Source organism: Pseudomonas sp. MWU13-3659, assembly GCF_023757525.1.
Lineage (GTDB): Bacteria > Pseudomonadota > Gammaproteobacteria > Pseudomonadales > Pseudomonadaceae > Aquipseudomonas > Aquipseudomonas entomophila_E.
On sequence record NZ_JAMSHW010000001.1, the window covers coordinates 287,151 to 302,449 of the forward strand.

The 15,299-nt window shown below is 63.4% G+C and carries 11 protein-coding genes; 6 read left to right on the forward strand and 5 right to left on the reverse strand.

The genetic code is table 11. The annotated features are described in order from the left end of the window. The first annotated feature begins 24 nt into the window (after positions 1-24). The gene (gene putA, locus NGM28_RS01285) at positions 25-3,978 is read left to right on the forward strand and encodes a trifunctional transcriptional regulator/proline dehydrogenase/L-glutamate gamma-semialdehyde dehydrogenase (RefSeq protein WP_240067195.1); all 3,954 of its coding nucleotides are present in this window, start codon (positions 25-27) and stop codon (positions 3,976-3,978) included. Positions 3,979-4,051: 73 nt separating this feature from the next. Here putA and NGM28_RS01290 read toward each other — a convergent pair whose 3' ends face one another. The 5 genes from NGM28_RS01290 to NGM28_RS01310 all read right to left on the reverse strand — a co-directional run bounded on the left by NGM28_RS01290 (position 4,052) and on the right by NGM28_RS01310 (position 7,362). After that, the gene (locus NGM28_RS01290) at positions 4,052-4,558 is read right to left on the reverse strand and encodes a hypothetical protein (RefSeq protein WP_252088453.1); all 507 of its coding nucleotides are present in this window, start codon (positions 4,556-4,558) and stop codon (positions 4,052-4,054) included. Beyond that, complete coding sequence (locus NGM28_RS01295) at positions 4,559-5,803, reverse strand: AAA family ATPase (protein ID WP_252088454.1); 1,245 nt, start codon at positions 5,801-5,803, stop codon at positions 4,559-4,561. It lies immediately after the preceding gene. A gap of 245 nt (positions 5,804-6,048) precedes the next feature. Continuing rightward, positions 6,049-6,312 (reverse strand): DUF3077 domain-containing protein, encoded by a 264-nt coding sequence (locus NGM28_RS01300; protein ID WP_252088455.1) that lies wholly within the window; start codon positions 6,310-6,312, stop codon positions 6,049-6,051. A 129-nt stretch (positions 6,313-6,441) separates the two neighbouring features. Then, positions 6,442-6,684, reverse strand: coding sequence for a hypothetical protein (locus NGM28_RS01305; RefSeq protein WP_252088456.1), 243 nt, complete (start codon positions 6,682-6,684; stop codon positions 6,442-6,444). Positions 6,685-7,077: 393 nt separating this feature from the next. Beyond that, the gene (locus NGM28_RS01310) at positions 7,078-7,362 is read right to left on the reverse strand and encodes a helix-turn-helix domain-containing protein (RefSeq protein WP_252088457.1); all 285 of its coding nucleotides are present in this window, start codon (positions 7,360-7,362) and stop codon (positions 7,078-7,080) included. A gap of 334 nt (positions 7,363-7,696) precedes the next feature. Here NGM28_RS01310 and NGM28_RS01315 point away from each other — a divergent pair, with 334 nt between their 5' ends. From NGM28_RS01315 to dbpA, 5 genes are all read left to right on the forward strand, one after another. Next, a complete protein-coding gene (locus NGM28_RS01315; RefSeq protein ID WP_252088458.1) occupies positions 7,697-9,493 on the forward strand; it encodes an acyl-CoA dehydrogenase in 1,797 nt (598 codons plus the stop codon). A gap of 30 nt (positions 9,494-9,523) precedes the next feature. After that, positions 9,524-10,966 carry a TldD/PmbA family protein gene (locus tag NGM28_RS01320; RefSeq protein WP_240067191.1) on the forward strand — a complete coding sequence of 481 codons (1,443 nt, stop codon included), beginning with the start codon at positions 9,524-9,526 and terminating at the stop codon, positions 10,964-10,966. Continuing rightward, positions 10,966-12,297, forward strand: a complete 1,332-nt coding sequence (locus NGM28_RS01325) for a TldD/PmbA family protein (RefSeq protein WP_252088459.1) — start codon at positions 10,966-10,968, stop codon at positions 12,295-12,297. The genes NGM28_RS01320 and NGM28_RS01325 overlap by 1 nt, the downstream gene beginning before the upstream one ends. Positions 12,298-12,403: 106 nt before the next feature. Beyond that, positions 12,404-13,831, forward strand: coding sequence for a multidrug transporter subunit MdtD (gene mdtD, locus NGM28_RS01330; RefSeq protein WP_240067189.1), 1,428 nt, complete (start codon positions 12,404-12,406; stop codon positions 13,829-13,831). 112 nt (positions 13,832-13,943) lie between these two features. Then, entirely contained in the window at positions 13,944-15,281 is a 1,338-nt protein-coding gene (gene dbpA, locus NGM28_RS01335) for an ATP-dependent RNA helicase DbpA (protein WP_231845326.1), read from the forward strand. Positions 15,282-15,299 lie beyond the last annotated feature (18 nt).

Here is a 15,299-nt window from a genome sequence, read left to right on the forward strand (position 1 = left end):
CGTGGCCAATAACGAGGATAAGAAATGGCGACGACCACCCTTGGGGTCAAACTCGACGACCCGACCCGTGAGCGACTCAAAGCAGCTGCGCAGTCCATCGACCGCACGCCGCACTGGTTGATCAAGCAAGCGATCTTCAACTATCTCGAGAAGCTCGAGGGTGGCGCCACCCTGAACGACCTCAACGGCCACGCCGCCGCTGCTGGCGATGACGCCGGCGAAGTCGCCGCCGACCACGCCCACCAATGCTTCCTGGAATTCGCCGAAAGCATCCTGCCGCAGTCGGTACTGCGCTCGGCGATCACCGCCGCCTACCGCCGCCCCGAGCAGGAAGTGGTACCGATGCTGCTGGAGCAGGCACGCCTGCCCGCCGCGCAAGCCGAAGCCACCAACAAGCTGGCCGCAAGCCTGGCCGACAAGCTGCGCAACCAGAAGAGCGCCGGTGGCCGCGCTGGCATCGTTCAAGGCCTGCTGCAGGAATTCTCGCTGTCTTCGCAAGAAGGCGTGGCGTTGATGTGCCTGGCCGAAGCCCTGCTGCGCATCCCCGACAAAGGTACCCGCGACGCGCTGATCCGCGACAAGATCAGCACCGGCAACTGGCAGCCGCACCTGGGCAACAGCCCGTCGCTGTTCGTCAACGCCGCCACCTGGGGCCTGCTGTTGACCGGCAAGCTGGTCAGCACCCACAACGAATCCGGCCTGACCTCCTCGCTCACCCGCATCATCGGCAAGAGCGGCGAGCCGATGATCCGCAAGGGCGTCGACATGGCCATGCGCCTGATGGGCGAGCAGTTCGTCACCGGCGAAACCATCGCCGAGGCCCTGGCCAACGCCAGCAAGTTCGAAGCCAAGGGCTTCCGCTACAGCTATGACATGCTCGGCGAAGCGGCCCTGACCGAACACGACGCGCAGAAATACCTGGCCTCCTACGAGCAGGCGATCCACTCGATCGGCAAGGCTTCCCACGGCCGCGGCATCTATGAAGGCCCGGGCATCTCGATCAAGCTCTCGGCCCTGCACCCGCGCTACAGCCGCGCCCAGTACGAGCGCGTAATGAGCGAGCTGTACCCGCGCCTGCTATCGCTCACGCTGCTGGCCAAGCAATACGACATCGGCCTGAACATCGACGCCGAGGAAGCCGATCGCCTGGAGCTGTCGCTGGACCTGCTCGAGCGCCTGTGCTTCGAACCGTCGCTGGCCGGCTGGAACGGTATCGGCTTCGTCATCCAGGCCTACCAGAAGCGCTGCCCGTACGTGATCGACTACGTCATCGACCTGGCCAAGCGCAGCCGTCACCGCCTGATGATCCGCCTGGTGAAAGGCGCCTACTGGGACAGCGAGATCAAGCGCGCCCAGGTCGAAGGCCTGGAAGGCTACCCGGTGTACACCCGCAAGGTGTACACCGACGTTTCCTACATTGCCTGCGCGCGCAAGCTGCTGTCGGTGCCGGAAGCCATCTACCCGCAATTCGCCACCCACAACGCCCACACCCTGTCGGCCATCTACCAGATCGCCGGGCAGAACTACTACCCGGGCCAGTACGAGTTCCAGTGCCTGCACGGCATGGGCGAACCCCTGTACGAACAAGTGGTAGGCAAGGTCTCCGAAGGCAAGCTGAACCGTCCGTGCCGTGTGTACGCACCGGTTGGCACCCACGAAACCCTGCTGGCCTACCTGGTCCGTCGCCTGCTGGAAAACGGCGCCAACACGTCGTTCGTTAACCGCATCGCCGACCACTCGATCTCCATCCAGGAACTGGTCGCCGACCCGGTCGCCAGCATCGAGCGCATGGGCACCCAGGAAGGCAGCATTGGCCTGCCGCACCCGCGCATCCCGATGCCGCGCGAGCTGTATGGCAGCGAGCGGGCCAACTCGGCCGGTATCGACATGGCCAACGAACACCGCCTGGCGTCGTTGTCCTGCGCCTTGCTGGCCACCGCCCACAACGACTGGAAAGCGACCCCGCTGCTGGGCTGCGCGGCCAGCGAGCAGCCGGCCGCGCCGGTGCTCAACCCGGCCGACCACCGCGATGTCGTGGGCCACGTGCAGGAAGCCACCGTCGCCGACGTCGACAACGCCATCCAGTGCGCATTGAACGCCGCGCCGATCTGGCAGGCCACTCCACCGGCCGAGCGTGCCGCGATCCTCGAGCGCGCCGCCGACCTGATGGAAGCCGACATCCAGCCGCTGATGGGCCTGCTGGTGCGCGAAGCCGGCAAGACCTACGCCAACGCCATCGCCGAAGTGCGCGAGGCCGTGGACTTCCTGCGCTACTACGCGGTGCAGGCTCGCAACGACCTGCGTAACGACAACTGCCGCCCACTGGGCCCGGTGGTGTGCATCAGCCCGTGGAACTTCCCGCTGGCGATCTTCTCCGGCCAGGTGGCCGCGGCCCTGGCTGCCGGCAACCCGGTATTGGCCAAGCCAGCCGAACAGACCCCGCTGGTCGCCGCCCAGGCCGTGCGCCTGATGCTGGAAGCCGGCATCCCCGAAGGCGTGCTGCAACTGCTGCCGGGCCAGGGTGAAACCGTCGGTGCCGGCCTGGTTGGTGACGAACGCGTCAAGGGCGTGATGTTCACCGGCTCCACCGAAGTTGCTCGCCTGCTGCAACGCAACATCGCCGGCCGCCTGGACAACCAGGGGCGGCCGATCCCGCTGATCGCCGAAACCGGTGGCCAGAACGCCATGATCGTCGACTCCTCGGCGCTGACCGAGCAGGTGGTGATCGACGTGGTGTCCTCCGCGTTCGACAGTGCCGGCCAGCGTTGCTCGGCCCTGCGCGTGCTGTGCCTGCAGGAAGACTCCGCCGACCGCGTGATCGAAATGCTCAAGGGCGCCATGGCTGAAAGCCGCCTGGGCAACCCCGAGCGCCTATCCGTGGACATCGGCCCGGTGATCGACGCCGAAGCCAAGGCCGGCATCGAGAAGCACATCCAGGGCATGCGCGACAAAGGCCGCACGGTCTACCAGGTAGCCATCGCCGAAGGCGAAGAGATCAAGCGCGGCACCTTCGTGATGCCGACCCTGATCGAGCTGGAAAGCTTCGACGAGCTCAAGCGCGAGATCTTCGGCCCGGTGCTGCACGTGGTGCGCTACAACCGCAAGGACCTGGACCAGCTGATCGAGCAGATCAACGCCTCCGGCTACGGCCTGACCCTCGGCGTGCACACCCGTATCGACGAGACCATCGCCAAGGTGGTGGACAACGTCAACGCCGGCAACATGTACGTCAACCGCAACATTGTCGGTGCCGTGGTCGGTGTGCAGCCGTTCGGTGGTGAAGGCCTGTCGGGCACCGGCCCGAAAGCCGGCGGCCCGCTGTACCTGTACCGCCTGCTGTCGACCCGCCCGGCCGACGCCATCGCCCGCCACTTCCAGGCCGACGATGCGCGCAGCCAGGCCGACACCACCCTGCGCGACCAGCAGATCAAGCCGCTGACCACCCTCAAGACCTGGGCGGCCAGCAGCCAGATGAGCGACCTGGCCGCGCTGTGCGAGCAGTTCGCCGAACAGTCGCAGAGCGGCATCAGCCGTGTGCTGCCGGGCCCGACCGGCGAGCGCAACACCTACACCGTGTTGCCGCGCGAGCACGTGCTGTGCCTGGCCGACAACGAGGCCGACCTGCTGGCGCAACTGGCGGCGGTACTGGCCGTGGGTAGCTCGGCGGTGTTCCAGGACGGCGAGCCGGCCAAGACCGTGCGTGCCCGCCTGCCGAAAGAGCTGCAAGCGAAGATCAAGCTGGTGGCCGACTGGAACAAGGACGACGTCGCCTTCGACGCGGTCATCCACCACGGTCACTCCGACCAGCTGCGCGGTATCTGCGAGCAGGTGGCCAAGCGTGCCGGGGCGATCGTCGGCGTGCACGGGCTGTCGAGCGGCGATCATCAGATCGCCCTGGAGCGCCTGGTGATCGAGCGAGCGGTGAGCGTGAACACTGCAGCGGCAGGTGGTAACGCCAGCCTGATGACCATCGGCTGACGCTGACGGTCGTTGAACGGAAAAGGAGAGCTCAGGCTCTCCTTTTTCATGTTTGTGTGAACGACCTACTCAGCTAGCCCCCAACCCCAGCCGGCACCAGCACAGTCGACTGAACATCAAGTCGAAAACCGTACTGGTGGAAAAATCGACGCTGCTCTTCCTGGCTCACCACCCTGAATCCGCCGCCGCGCTTGTTGCATGCAAACGCTTTTTTATGGCGAAAACGCTTCAGATCTTCTGAATGGTATTGATGCAGAAACTGAATCGTTGATATCAATTGCGCTTTTGCTTGTGACTGCCAATCAGCTCTCTGATCTTTCAGCTCAACCAGATACAATAGATCCTCCGCTGTTAACATACCATCGCAACGCGGTCGATCTGTCTCTTCACCATCTTGAATCACACACTTGTCAACCGCAGTGAATGTAATAGCTCTCTGCGCAGGGTTATTAACGGTGGCAGTCCAATTGTCTGGTGTTGTCGTATCAACATAAGCGCATCTCGCGTTCTGATCATCGCACAGCCCGAATGTCACTTCATTGAACGGACCGCTTTGACAGGCCGGCTTGAAGAAATCCATTCAAATCGCCTCTTCCAATTCCAGCAATCTGTCGAATAGTTCATTACCCTCCTGCAACCAGTCATTAAGCAAATTACGATCCGACGGAATACCTTCGAAGGACGAGAGACGATTAATGCTGCCATCGATCTCGCTGCACTGATAAATGACCACATCATCGGCGGCTAATAAGGCTTGTTCAGGCACGACCTTATAAAGCTCCGGCAATAAATCTTCACCCCCCCGCTCAATGATCCGTTGCTGCAAGTGCTTGCCTTGTATCGCAAGACTCAAATAATTCACAACATAAGGACTATGGGTGGTCAGTATCAATTGATTACGCCGACCTTGGTTATTGAACGAAAGCAAACTTTTCAACGTATCCCATTGCGACGAGGGAAACAAATTCTGCTCCGGCTCTTCCACAATGTTGATAAAAGCGGTCTTGTTGAAGCGGGCTGACAGCACCGATAGCGCTGCGCGCTTCTGTTCCTCTGTCAGGCTGTCGTTGGCGAAGACGCTCTCCACGCCTTTCTTGAATCGTTCCAGTTCATCAGCACTCATTGGCTGCTGACTTCTCTGACTTTGTTCCTGCACGGCATCGGCAAGATAGCGGCTTACCAAGTATACTGGTACGAAGGACTGGAACCCGCTCGAAGCATCCGTCAATCTGAGTTTATAATCAGCACCTTTCAGGTTGAGGACATCATTGAGCTTGTCATACTCAATTTCGCTATCATTGATGGGCAGCCTCAACACGCCGCGCAGGTTGTCTTTAGCCTGATCAAAGGCGCTAAGGAACTCCTTGAGCGACTCAGAAGAAAGCTTCAGCTCCTTGGGGTTTCTAACGTAGGAAATAAAGTTTCTCTCGGCAGGCACGTACATTACCTGTGGCAAGGCATACCCTTGCCGTCCGTTGTCCGTGACACTTAATTGACCACGTGCATACCGGATAGTGCGCGCCTTGCCTTCGTACTCAATTTCAACCTCTCCCCGACCGCTTGTCTCTACATAATTTTCAAGTCGGTGGTAAGTCAGAAACTGATTCTTGAAACGTCCTTTACGCTCGAACCACTTTTTCTCATAATCGCCCCGCACCAAAGCCTTTTCAATCCAGCAGAAGGTCGAGAACAGTTTTGCCACTGTGCTTTTTCCTGACCCTTGATTGCCAATAAATACAGTGACAGGCTTTATTTCCATCCAACCATCATTCTCGGATAGACCTGAACCAATCGGGCCAAAATTCTTGATGCGCAGGCGACTCATTGTGTCTCTCCAGTGAATGCCAAATTAAGGCCCAGTCATTGCGGTACTACGCCCCATCAGAGTCGCATTCGGACTAGAAAGCGGGGCACATGCAAGACTCAAATGGTGCTTAGCATCACCGATGGCTACAGTTGTGGTCAATCAGTTGCAGCGGCTCCACAGAGCGAATCTCTCAAGACTAAACGCACTCTCAGGGTAAGCGAGGCCCATACGGTGCCTCGCCTTCCCTGCAGTACATCAACGTATCAGTGCTTCATCCCAAGCTCGGCATCATCCATTAATGCCTTGGCCAAGGCGCTCAGGTAGTACGACGCCCAGAGCAACTGGGGCTTTTCCTCCATGATCCCGGCGATGGTCAGGTCGCGCACGCAGCCCATCAGCTCCGAGGCCTGGTCGCGGGCGTGCTGGCAGGGGATGCCGGGTTCGATGCAGAACAGCGGGTCGGTCATGCCTTCGCCCTGGTAGAACTTGGTCTTGCCGGCGGTGGTGGGGGTGTTGTCTGTGGTCATGGTTGTTCTCCCTGAAAGGGTCGGTGCCTGTGTGGACGCCATCGCGGGGCAAGCCCGCTCCCACGCAGTTGAGTCCTGCGCAGACCTGCACAGGCCTGGCGTGTGAGCGGGCTTGCCCCGCGATCGGGCTTAATGCAACGTCGGCGCCTGCGCTGGCATCTGTACCTGGATCAACGCCGCTTCGAGCAACACGCGCTGCGACTCCATTTCATGCATCGACGCCATCATCAACACGGCAGCCGGCGACCTGGGTTTGAGCTGCACGGCATGATGGGCCACGGTCAAGGCGCACAGGGCGTACTCGGAGGCCTGGATGAGGGTGTCTTCGAGGGAATGAGGGTTGTGGGGTGGATCGGGGACAATCTTCAACATAGCTACCTCTTGCTGATCAAGTGGGACCACCACCCGTTGCTGTCAAACAAGAAGGTGGCAGCTGTACATGGGTTGACAGACCGGTCAGCAAGAGCAAAACCCCGGCGCACGCGAAGTGCCCCACATACAGCCGCCATAAAGGGCAAAGCCGTTGAGTAAGCTCTTGATAATCGACCTGTCAAAGTCGGTCGCTGATTTTGCAGCGACCGTCCGAGACTAGAGGCCAGCCCAGAGCGCCGCAATGGCTTGAAAGGGCTTGGGAGTATGTTTGGGAATTGGACTACATGGAATAGGGAAAGTCTTGGAATCTGCGTAGGAAACGCACTGCGGCTCGGCCATTCGAGCCATAGGTGCGACTGGAAAGCTGCGATTAATTTGAGGCCAAAGCAGCCATCAGGCCGATTTCTTTTTCACCGTAAAATCGACTTCCAGATCGGCGTTCGCCAGGATATTCACCAGAGCATCCAGCGAGAACTTGTCTATCTTGCCATTGAGCAAGTCACTCAAGCGTGGCTGAGTCAGATGCAGTCGCCGTGCTGCGTCTTTCTGCGGCAGATCCCAGGATCGGACAATCTTGGTCAATACCCGCATCAGCTTCGCCCGAAGCCGCAGGTTCTCGGCCTCTTCGGGTGAGTCGAACAGCGCATCCCATACCGAAGTGGAGCGTTCGTTTGTCATCGCAAATCCCTCTGTGCATCGTGATGAGGCAACGATAGAACTATATCGGTATCGATATAAGCGATATTGCATGACAAGGTTTTGCGACGGATGACGTCCACCTGCATACCGTCAGGCGCACGACAGGGGTGCTCGCCACGATCTTTGCAGCGCCTAGCAGATCGAGCGCCGCCCGCGCGGCGCTCGATCTCACAGGCGCTGCAACTCTAACTTCGAACATCGTTTACAGTCCGCCGTTAGCGATTTCTGCCCCCATATCACCCAAACCAATTAACCTGTCCCCTGCCCCGTTAACCCGCCTAGACTCGCTGCATCCCGAACCAGGAATGCCGCCATGTCCGAGCAACTCCTAAGCAGCCGCAACCTCGCCTTCGAACTCTATGAGGTCCTCGACGCCGAGGCCCTGACCCAGCGCCCACGCTTCGCCGAGCACAGCCGCGAGACCTTCGACGCCGCGCTGACCACCGCCCGCACCCTCGCCGAAAAATACTTCGCCCCGCACAACCGCAAGGGCGACGAACACGAGCCACGCTACGTGGACGGTCGCGCCGAGCTGATCCCGGAAGTGAAGCCTGCAGTCAACGCCTTCCTCGACGCAGGCTTCCTCAATGCCAACCGCGATTTCGAAGTCGGCGGCATGCAGCTGCCAAGCCTGGTATCGCAGGCCTGCTTCGCCCATTTCCAGGCCGCCAACGCCGGCACCACGGCCTACCCGTTCCTGACCATGGGCGCCGCCAACCTGATCGAGAGTTTCGGCACGGATGAGCAAAAGCGCCTGTTCCTGCAACCGATGATCGAGGGCCGCTACTTCGGCACCATGGCCCTGACCGAGCCCCATGCCGGCTCGTCCCTGGCCGATATCCGCACCCGCGCCGAACCCGCAGGCGACGGCAACTACCGGCTCAAGGGCAACAAGATCTTCATCTCCGGCGGCGACCACGAATTGTCGGAGAACATCGTGCACATGGTCCTGGCCAAGCTGCCGGACGCGCCCCCCGGGGTGAAGGGCATCTCGCTGTTCATCGTGCCCAAGTACCTGGTCAACGCCGACGGCAGCCTGGGCCCGCGCAACGACGTGCTGCTGGCCGGCCTGTTCCACAAGATGGGCTGGCGCGGCACCACCTCCACCGCGCTGAACTTCGGCGACAACGGCCAGTGCGTGGGCTACCTGGTCGGCCAGCCGCACCAAGGCCTGGCCTGCATGTTCCAGATGATGAACGAGGCGCGCATCGGCGTCGGCATGGGTGCGGTGATGCTGGGTTACGCCGGCTACCTCTATTCGCTGGACTACGCCCGCCAACGCCCACAAGGCCGCCTGCCGGACAACAAGGACCCGCACAGTCCCGCCGTGCCGATCATCGAGCACAGCGATGTGAAGCGCATGCTGCTGGCACAGAAGGCCTACGTGGAGGGTGCTTTCGACCTGGGCCTGTACGCGGCCCGGCTGTTCGATGACACCCACACCGCCGAAGATGCAGACGCACGCCGGCAAGCCCTGGAACTGCTCGACCTGCTCACCCCCATCGTCAAGTCCTGGCCCTCGGCGTTCTGCCTCAAGGCCAATGAACTGGCTATCCAGATCCTCGGTGGTCACGGCTATACCCGCGAGTACCCGGTCGAACAGTACTACCGCGACAACCGCCTCAACCCGATCCACGAGGGCACCGAGGGCATCCAGTCCCTCGACCTGCTCGGGCGCAAGCTGGCGCAGAACAACGGCGCCGGCCTCAAGCAATTGATCCGCCTGATCGCCGGCACCTGCGAGCGCGCCAGCCATCACCCGAACCTCGACGCGCTGCGTCAGCCACTGGAGCACCTGGTCACGCGGCTGCAGGCCGTCACCCTTGCCCTGCTTGGCGACCTGGCCAGCGGCAAGATCGCCGGCGCGCTGGCCAACTCGGCGCTGTACCTCAAGGTGTTTGGCCACTGCGTGATCGGCTGGCGCTGGCTGGAGCAGGCCATTCATGCCGAAGTTGGCCTGCTCAAGGGCAGCGATCGCGACTTCTATCAGGGCAAGCTCCAGGCCGCGCGTTATTTCCTCACCTGGGAAGTGCCGGGCTGCCATAATGACCTCGCTTTGCTCGAGGCCCGCGACGACACGTGCCTGGGCATGCAAGAGGGGTGGTTCTAGGGGGAGCCACCGCACACACGGAGGTTTCCGATGTTCGACTCCAGCACCTTGCTGCGCCAGCGTTTCAACGCGCTGCGCAGCACGGCCGAACTGTTCTCGCTTCGCCACGTGAAGCAATCGCACCAGTCACTGTCGGTTCGGCGCAATGTCGCCGAGCCGCCCTTCTTCAGCCAGGACGAGGGCGCCATGCTTACCGTGCGGGTTGCCGGCGTCGAGGCCTACGCGGCCACCGCCGACCTCTCCCAGGCCGGCCTGCAACGCGCCCTGGAACAGGCCGAGGCGCTGGCCCGGCGGATCAAGGCCAGCAGCCTGTTGGACCTGAGCGGCCAGCCAGCGCCATCCGGCCGTCACGATCACGTCTCGCCCAACTTCGAACAGGCACTGCCCAACCTCGCCGAGTGCCTGGAGCTGCTGGCCAAAGAATCGGCGAGCGTGCCGAAGGACAGTCGCCTGGTGGACTGGCAGGCGAGCCTGGGCATCAGCCTGGTCGAGCAAACCTACCTGAACTCCGCCGGCGCCGAACTGCGCCACGCCCAGCGCTTCATCTACCCAGGCCTGGGCGTCACCGCAAGCGACGGCCAGGACAGCCAGAGCCGCAGCCTGGGCCGGGAGAACTTCGGCCAGCAAGGCGGCTACGAGGTGATCGAGCGCTGCGGCCTGGTCGGCGCGGCACGGCGGGTGGCCGACGAGGCCCTGCAACTGCTGCTGGCCCCCAACACACCAAGTGGTAAGCGTGACCTGCTGCTGATGCCCGACCAGATGATGCTGCAGATCCATGAATCCATCGGTCACCCGCTGGAGATGGACCGCATCCTCGGCGACGAGCGCAACTACGCCGGCACCAGCTTCGTCAAAGCCACCGACTTCGGTCATCTGCAGTACGGCTCCAAGCGGCTCAACGTGACTTTCGACCCGACCATCGGCGAAGAGCTGGCCAGCTACAGCTTCGACGACGACGGCACCCCGGCCAGCAAGCAGTACCTGATTCGCGACGGCCTGCTGGTCCGTCCCCTGGGCGGCGCGCTGTCGCAGCTGCGCTCGGGCCTGGACGGTGTCGCCAACAGCCGCGCCTGTGGCTGGAACCGGGCACCGATCGACCGCATGGCCAACCTCAACATCGAACCGGGCGACCAGTCGCTGGAGCAGTTGGTCGGGGGTATCGAGCACGGCATCCTGATGCGCACCAACCGCTCCTGGTCCATCGACGATGCGCGCAACAAGTTCCAGTTCGGCTGCGAGTGGGGGCAGTTGATCGAGAACGGCGAACTCAAGGGCGTGGTGAAGAACCCGAACTACCGCGGCATCTCCGCCGACTTCTGGCGCAACCTGTCGGCGGTCGGCGACCGCAGCACCTTCCAGGTACTCGGCACACCCAACTGCGGCAAGGGTGAGCCCAACCAGGTGGTGCGGGTCGGCCATGCCTCGCCGGCCTGCGTGTTCAGCCAGATCGACGTCTTCGGAGGGGATGCCTGATGAGCTCCGTGTATCAACAACGCTTCGAAAGCCTGCTCGACAGCCTGAACGCCGCCGTGCAACCGGGCGAGCAGTTCACCCTCGGCTACAGTGCCGAACAATCGCAATTCGTGCGCTTCAACCACGCCAAGGTGCGCCAGGCCGGCCTGGTCAGCCAGGCCAGTGCGCAACTGCGCCTGGTGCGTGACGGGCGCCAGGCTGAACAGCAGATCACCCTGGGCGATGAGGCCGAACTCAATCGCCAGCGCCTGCACGAGGCACTGGCGCAATTGCGCCAGACCTTGCCTCTGCTGCCGCCGGATCCTTACCTGAGCCTCGACGAAAGCGCCTGGCACAGCCATAGCCTGCTGGAGCCGCCGCTGCCCGAGCTGGACGAGGTGCTGGCCCTGATCGAGCGCGAAGCGGGTGATCTGGACCTGGTCGGCATACACGCCGCCGGCCCCATCTGCCGGGGCTTCGCCAGCTCCTTCGGCGCCTTCGGCTGGCACCAGGCCAACAGCTTCAACATCGACTGGAGCCTGTTCCACGCCAACGGCCAGGCGGTCAAGGCCAATTACGCGGGGCAAACCTGGCGTGGCGAAAAATTCGCCGCGCGCCTGCGTCAGGCCCGTGAGCAGCTGGAGCATCTGGGGCGCCCGGCCATCACCCTCAAACCCGGCAGCTATCGCGCTTACCTGGCGCCCGCAGCGATGGACGAAATCGCCGGCATGCTCTGCTGGGGCGGCTTCTCCGCGCAGTCCCTGGCCACCGGCAACAGTTCGCTGCAACGCCTGTACAACGGCGACGCGCGGCTGAGCCCGCTGGTGAGCTTCAGCGAGCAGGTCAGTGGTTCACTGAGCCCGGCGTTCTCCGACGAAGGCTCGCCTCGTCGCGACCTGCTGCTGATTGGCGAAGGACGTGGGCTGGAGCGGTTGGTGAGCGCCCGTAGCGCCGCCGAGTTCAAGCTTGTGGCCAACGGCGCCGACAGCCATGAATCGCCCTGCGCGCTCAGCCTGGCGCCGGGCAACCTGCCCAGCGCGCAGATCCTTGAGCGCCTCGGCACCGGCCTGTACATCAGCAACCTCTGGTACCTGAACTATTCGGACCTGCCGGCGGCGCGCATGACCGGACTGACCCGCTTCGCCACGTTCTGGGTGGAGAACGGCAAGATCCAGGGGCCAGTGAGCACCATGCGCTTCGACGACAGCCTGTACAACCTGCTAGGCAGCCAGTTGGAAGACCTGACCCAGGAGCGCGAGATGATCCTGTCGACCAGCACCTATGGGCAGCGCAGTACCGGGTCGAGTCATCTGCCGGGGGCGCTGGTCAAAGGGTTGACCCTGACATTGTGATTGGCAGGTCCGGCCTGTTCGCCGGCAAGCCGGCTCCTACAGGGGGTTGCACGTAGGAGCAGGCTTGCCGGCGAACAGGCCTGAATGCAGAACAAAGAGAGGCCCCATGCCCGACCGTGCCCCGCTGGACCCCGTCACCGCCCGCTGGATCCCCTGGGTGGTGGCCATCGCCTTCTTCATGCAGTCGCTCGACGGCACCATCCTCAACACCGCGCTGCCGGCCATGGCCCGCTCCCTGGCCGAAGACCCGCTGCGCATGCAGGGGGTGATCATCGCCTACATGCTCACCGTGGCCCTGCTGATCCCGGCCTCGGGCTGGATCGCCGACCGTTTCGGGACCAAGCGCATCTTCTTCAGCGCCATCCTGTTGTTCAGCTTCGGCTCGCTGCTGTGTGCCATGGCCAACAGCCTGGGCTTCCTGATCCTGGCCCGGGTGATCCAGGGCCTGGGCGGCGCGCTGATGCTGCCGGTCGGGCGGCTGGTGGTACTGCGCGCCTACCCACGCACCGAACTGGTGCGGATCATGAGCTTCATCACCATTCCCGGCCTGCTCGGCCCACTGCTGGGCCCAACCCTGGGCGGCTGGCTGGTGGAGATCCTCACCTGGCACTGGATCTTCCTGCTCAACCTGCCGGTGGGCGCACTGGGTTGCTACGCGGTATGGAAGTTCATCCCTGACCTGCGCGGCGCCGAACGCACCACCTTCGACGGCCCGGGCTTCCTGCTGTTCGGCGCGGCGATGGTGCTGATCACCATCGCCATGGAAGGCCTGGGCGAACTGCACCTGCCGCATCTGCGGGTGATGTTGTTGCTGTTCGCCGGCATGGCTTGCCTGGCTGCCTACTGGCTGCGTGCCGGGCGTGATCCGGAGCCACTGTTCTCGCCGTCGCTGTTTCGCGTGCGCACCTTCGCCATCGGCATCCTCGGCAACCTGTTCGCCCGCCTGGGCAGCGGCGCCCTGCCCTTCCTCGTGCCCTTGCTGCTGCAGGTGGCGCTGGGCTATTCGCCGGCCCAGGCCGGCATGAGCATGATCCCGCTGGCGGCGGCGGCAATGGTTGCCAAGTCCGTCGCCCGGCCACTGATCGAGCGCCTGGGCTACCGCATCGTGCTCACCGGCAACACCCTGCTGCTGGGCCTGCTGCTGGCCAGCCTGGGGCTGGTCGACGAACAGACGCCCTATGCCTTGCTGCTGGCGCAACTGGCGCTGCTGGGGGCGGTGAACTCGATGCAGTTCACCGCAATGAACACGGTGACCCTGATCGACCTCGACGACGCCAGCGCCAGCAGCGGCAACAGCCTGCTGTCGGTGGTAGCACAGTTGTCGCTGAGCCTGGGCGTGGCCTGCGCCGGCGCCTTGCTCGGCGGCTTCACCGCGGCCGGCAGCGCCGAGGGCGTGGAGAGCACGCTGGGCGCATTCCAGCTGACCTTCGTCACCATCGGGGTGATGGCCATGCTGGCGGCGGCGATCTTCCTGCAACTGGCGCCGACAGACGGAAGGCGCGCCCGTCGTCCGGAACATCACGTCGAGTCGTAGGGCGAATGGCCACGAGGCTGGTAGACTGTGCGGCATTTTTCGCTTCGCACCGCAGGCCCGCCTCGTGACCGTTGAAACCACCGCCTTTGCCACCCTCCCGCTGTCCACCGCCATGCTGGCCAACCTGGACGCCCTGGGCTATGCCTCGATGACGCCGATCCAGGCCCAGAGCCTGCCGGTCATCCTCAAGGGCCAGGACCTGATTGCCCAGGCCAAGACCGGCAGCGGCAAGACCGCCGCCTTCGGCATCGGCCTGCTCAACCCGATCAACCCGCGCTACTTCGGTTGCCAGGCGCTGGTGCTGTGCCCGACCCGGGAACTGGCCGACCAGGTGGCCAAGGAGCTGCGCCGCCTGGCCCGCGCCGAGGACAACATCAAGATCCTCACCCTGTGCGGCGGCGTGTCGCTCGGCCCGCAGATCGCTTCGCTGGAGCACGGCGCGCACATCATCGTCGGCACCCCGGGCCGTATCCAGCAGCACCTGGACAAAGGCACCCTGGTGCTCGACGGGCTCAACACCCTGGTGCTCGACGAAGCCGACCGCATGCTCGACATGGGCTTCTTCGACGCCATCGCCAGCATCATCGGCAAGACCCCGTCGCGCCGCCAGACCTTGCTGTTCTCCGCCACCTACCCGGCCGGCATCGAGCAGTTGGCCAAGGACTTCATGCGCCAGCCACAGCAGGTCAAGGTCGAGGCGCTGCACAGCGACAGCCAGATCGAGCAGCGTTTCATCGAGATCGACCCGCAACAGCGCCTGGAAGCCGTGACTCGCGTGCTCGGCCACTACCGCCCGCAGTCCTGCGTGGCGTTCTGCTTCACCAAGCAGCAGTGCGAGGACCTGGTCACACACCTGACCGCCAAGGGCATCGTCGCCCAGGCCCTGCACGGCGACCTGGAGCAGCGCGACCGCGACCAGGTGCTGACGATGTTCGCCAACCGCAGCAGCTCGGTACTGGTGGCCACCGATGTGGCCGCCCGCGGCCTGGACATTGACGGCCTGGACCTGGTGATCAACGTCGAGCTGGCCCGTGACGCAGAGATCCATGTACACCGTGTCGGCCGGACCGGCCGTGCCGGCGAGAAAGGCGTGGCGATCAGCCTGGTGGCCCCGGCCGAAGGCCATCGCGCCCAGGCCATCGAGGACCTGCAGAACAAGCCGCTGCGCTGGGAGCAACTGGACAACCTCAAGAGCAAGGGTGGCGAGCCGCTGCTGCCGACGATGACCACCCTGTGCATCGGCGCCGGGCGCAAGGACAAGCTGCGCCCGGGCGACATCCTCGGCGCGCTGACCGGCGATGCCGGGCTGCCGGGCAAGCAGGTGGGCAAGATCGCCATCTTCGACTTCGTGGCGTTCGTCGCCGTGGAGCGGGCGGTGGCCAAGCAGGCCATGCAGCGGCTGAACAGCGGCAAGATCAAGGGCCGCGCCCTGAAAGTCCGCATCGTCTGATCTATTTGGGGCCGCTTT

Coding starts and splice junctions, on each gene's coding strand:
- NGM28_RS01290 (WP_252088453.1), bottom strand. CDS start 4,558: ATGGATTTCTTCAAGCCGGCCTGTCAAAGCGGTCCGTTCAATGAAGTG.
- NGM28_RS01310 (WP_252088457.1), bottom strand. CDS start 7,362: ATGACAAACGAACGCTCCACTTCGGTATGGGATGCGCTGTTCGACTCA.
- putA (WP_240067195.1), top strand. CDS start 25: ATGGCGACGACCACCCTTGGGGTCAAACTCGACGACCCGACCCGTGAG.
- NGM28_RS01295 (WP_252088454.1), bottom strand. CDS start 5,803: ATGAGTCGCCTGCGCATCAAGAATTTTGGCCCGATTGGTTCAGGTCTA.
- dbpA (WP_231845326.1), top strand. CDS start 13,944: ATGCTGGCCAACCTGGACGCCCTGGGCTATGCCTCGATGACGCCGATC.
- NGM28_RS01315 (WP_252088458.1), top strand. CDS start 7,697: ATGTCCGAGCAACTCCTAAGCAGCCGCAACCTCGCCTTCGAACTCTAT.
- mdtD (WP_240067189.1), top strand. CDS start 12,404: ATGCCCGACCGTGCCCCGCTGGACCCCGTCACCGCCCGCTGGATCCCC.
- NGM28_RS01300 (WP_252088455.1), bottom strand. CDS start 6,312: ATGACCACAGACAACACCCCCACCACCGCCGGCAAGACCAAGTTCTAC.
- NGM28_RS01320 (WP_240067191.1), top strand. CDS start 9,524: ATGTTCGACTCCAGCACCTTGCTGCGCCAGCGTTTCAACGCGCTGCGC.
- NGM28_RS01305 (WP_252088456.1), bottom strand. CDS start 6,684: ATGTTGAAGATTGTCCCCGATCCACCCCACAACCCTCATTCCCTCGAA.
- NGM28_RS01325 (WP_252088459.1), top strand. CDS start 10,966: ATGAGCTCCGTGTATCAACAACGCTTCGAAAGCCTGCTCGACAGCCTG.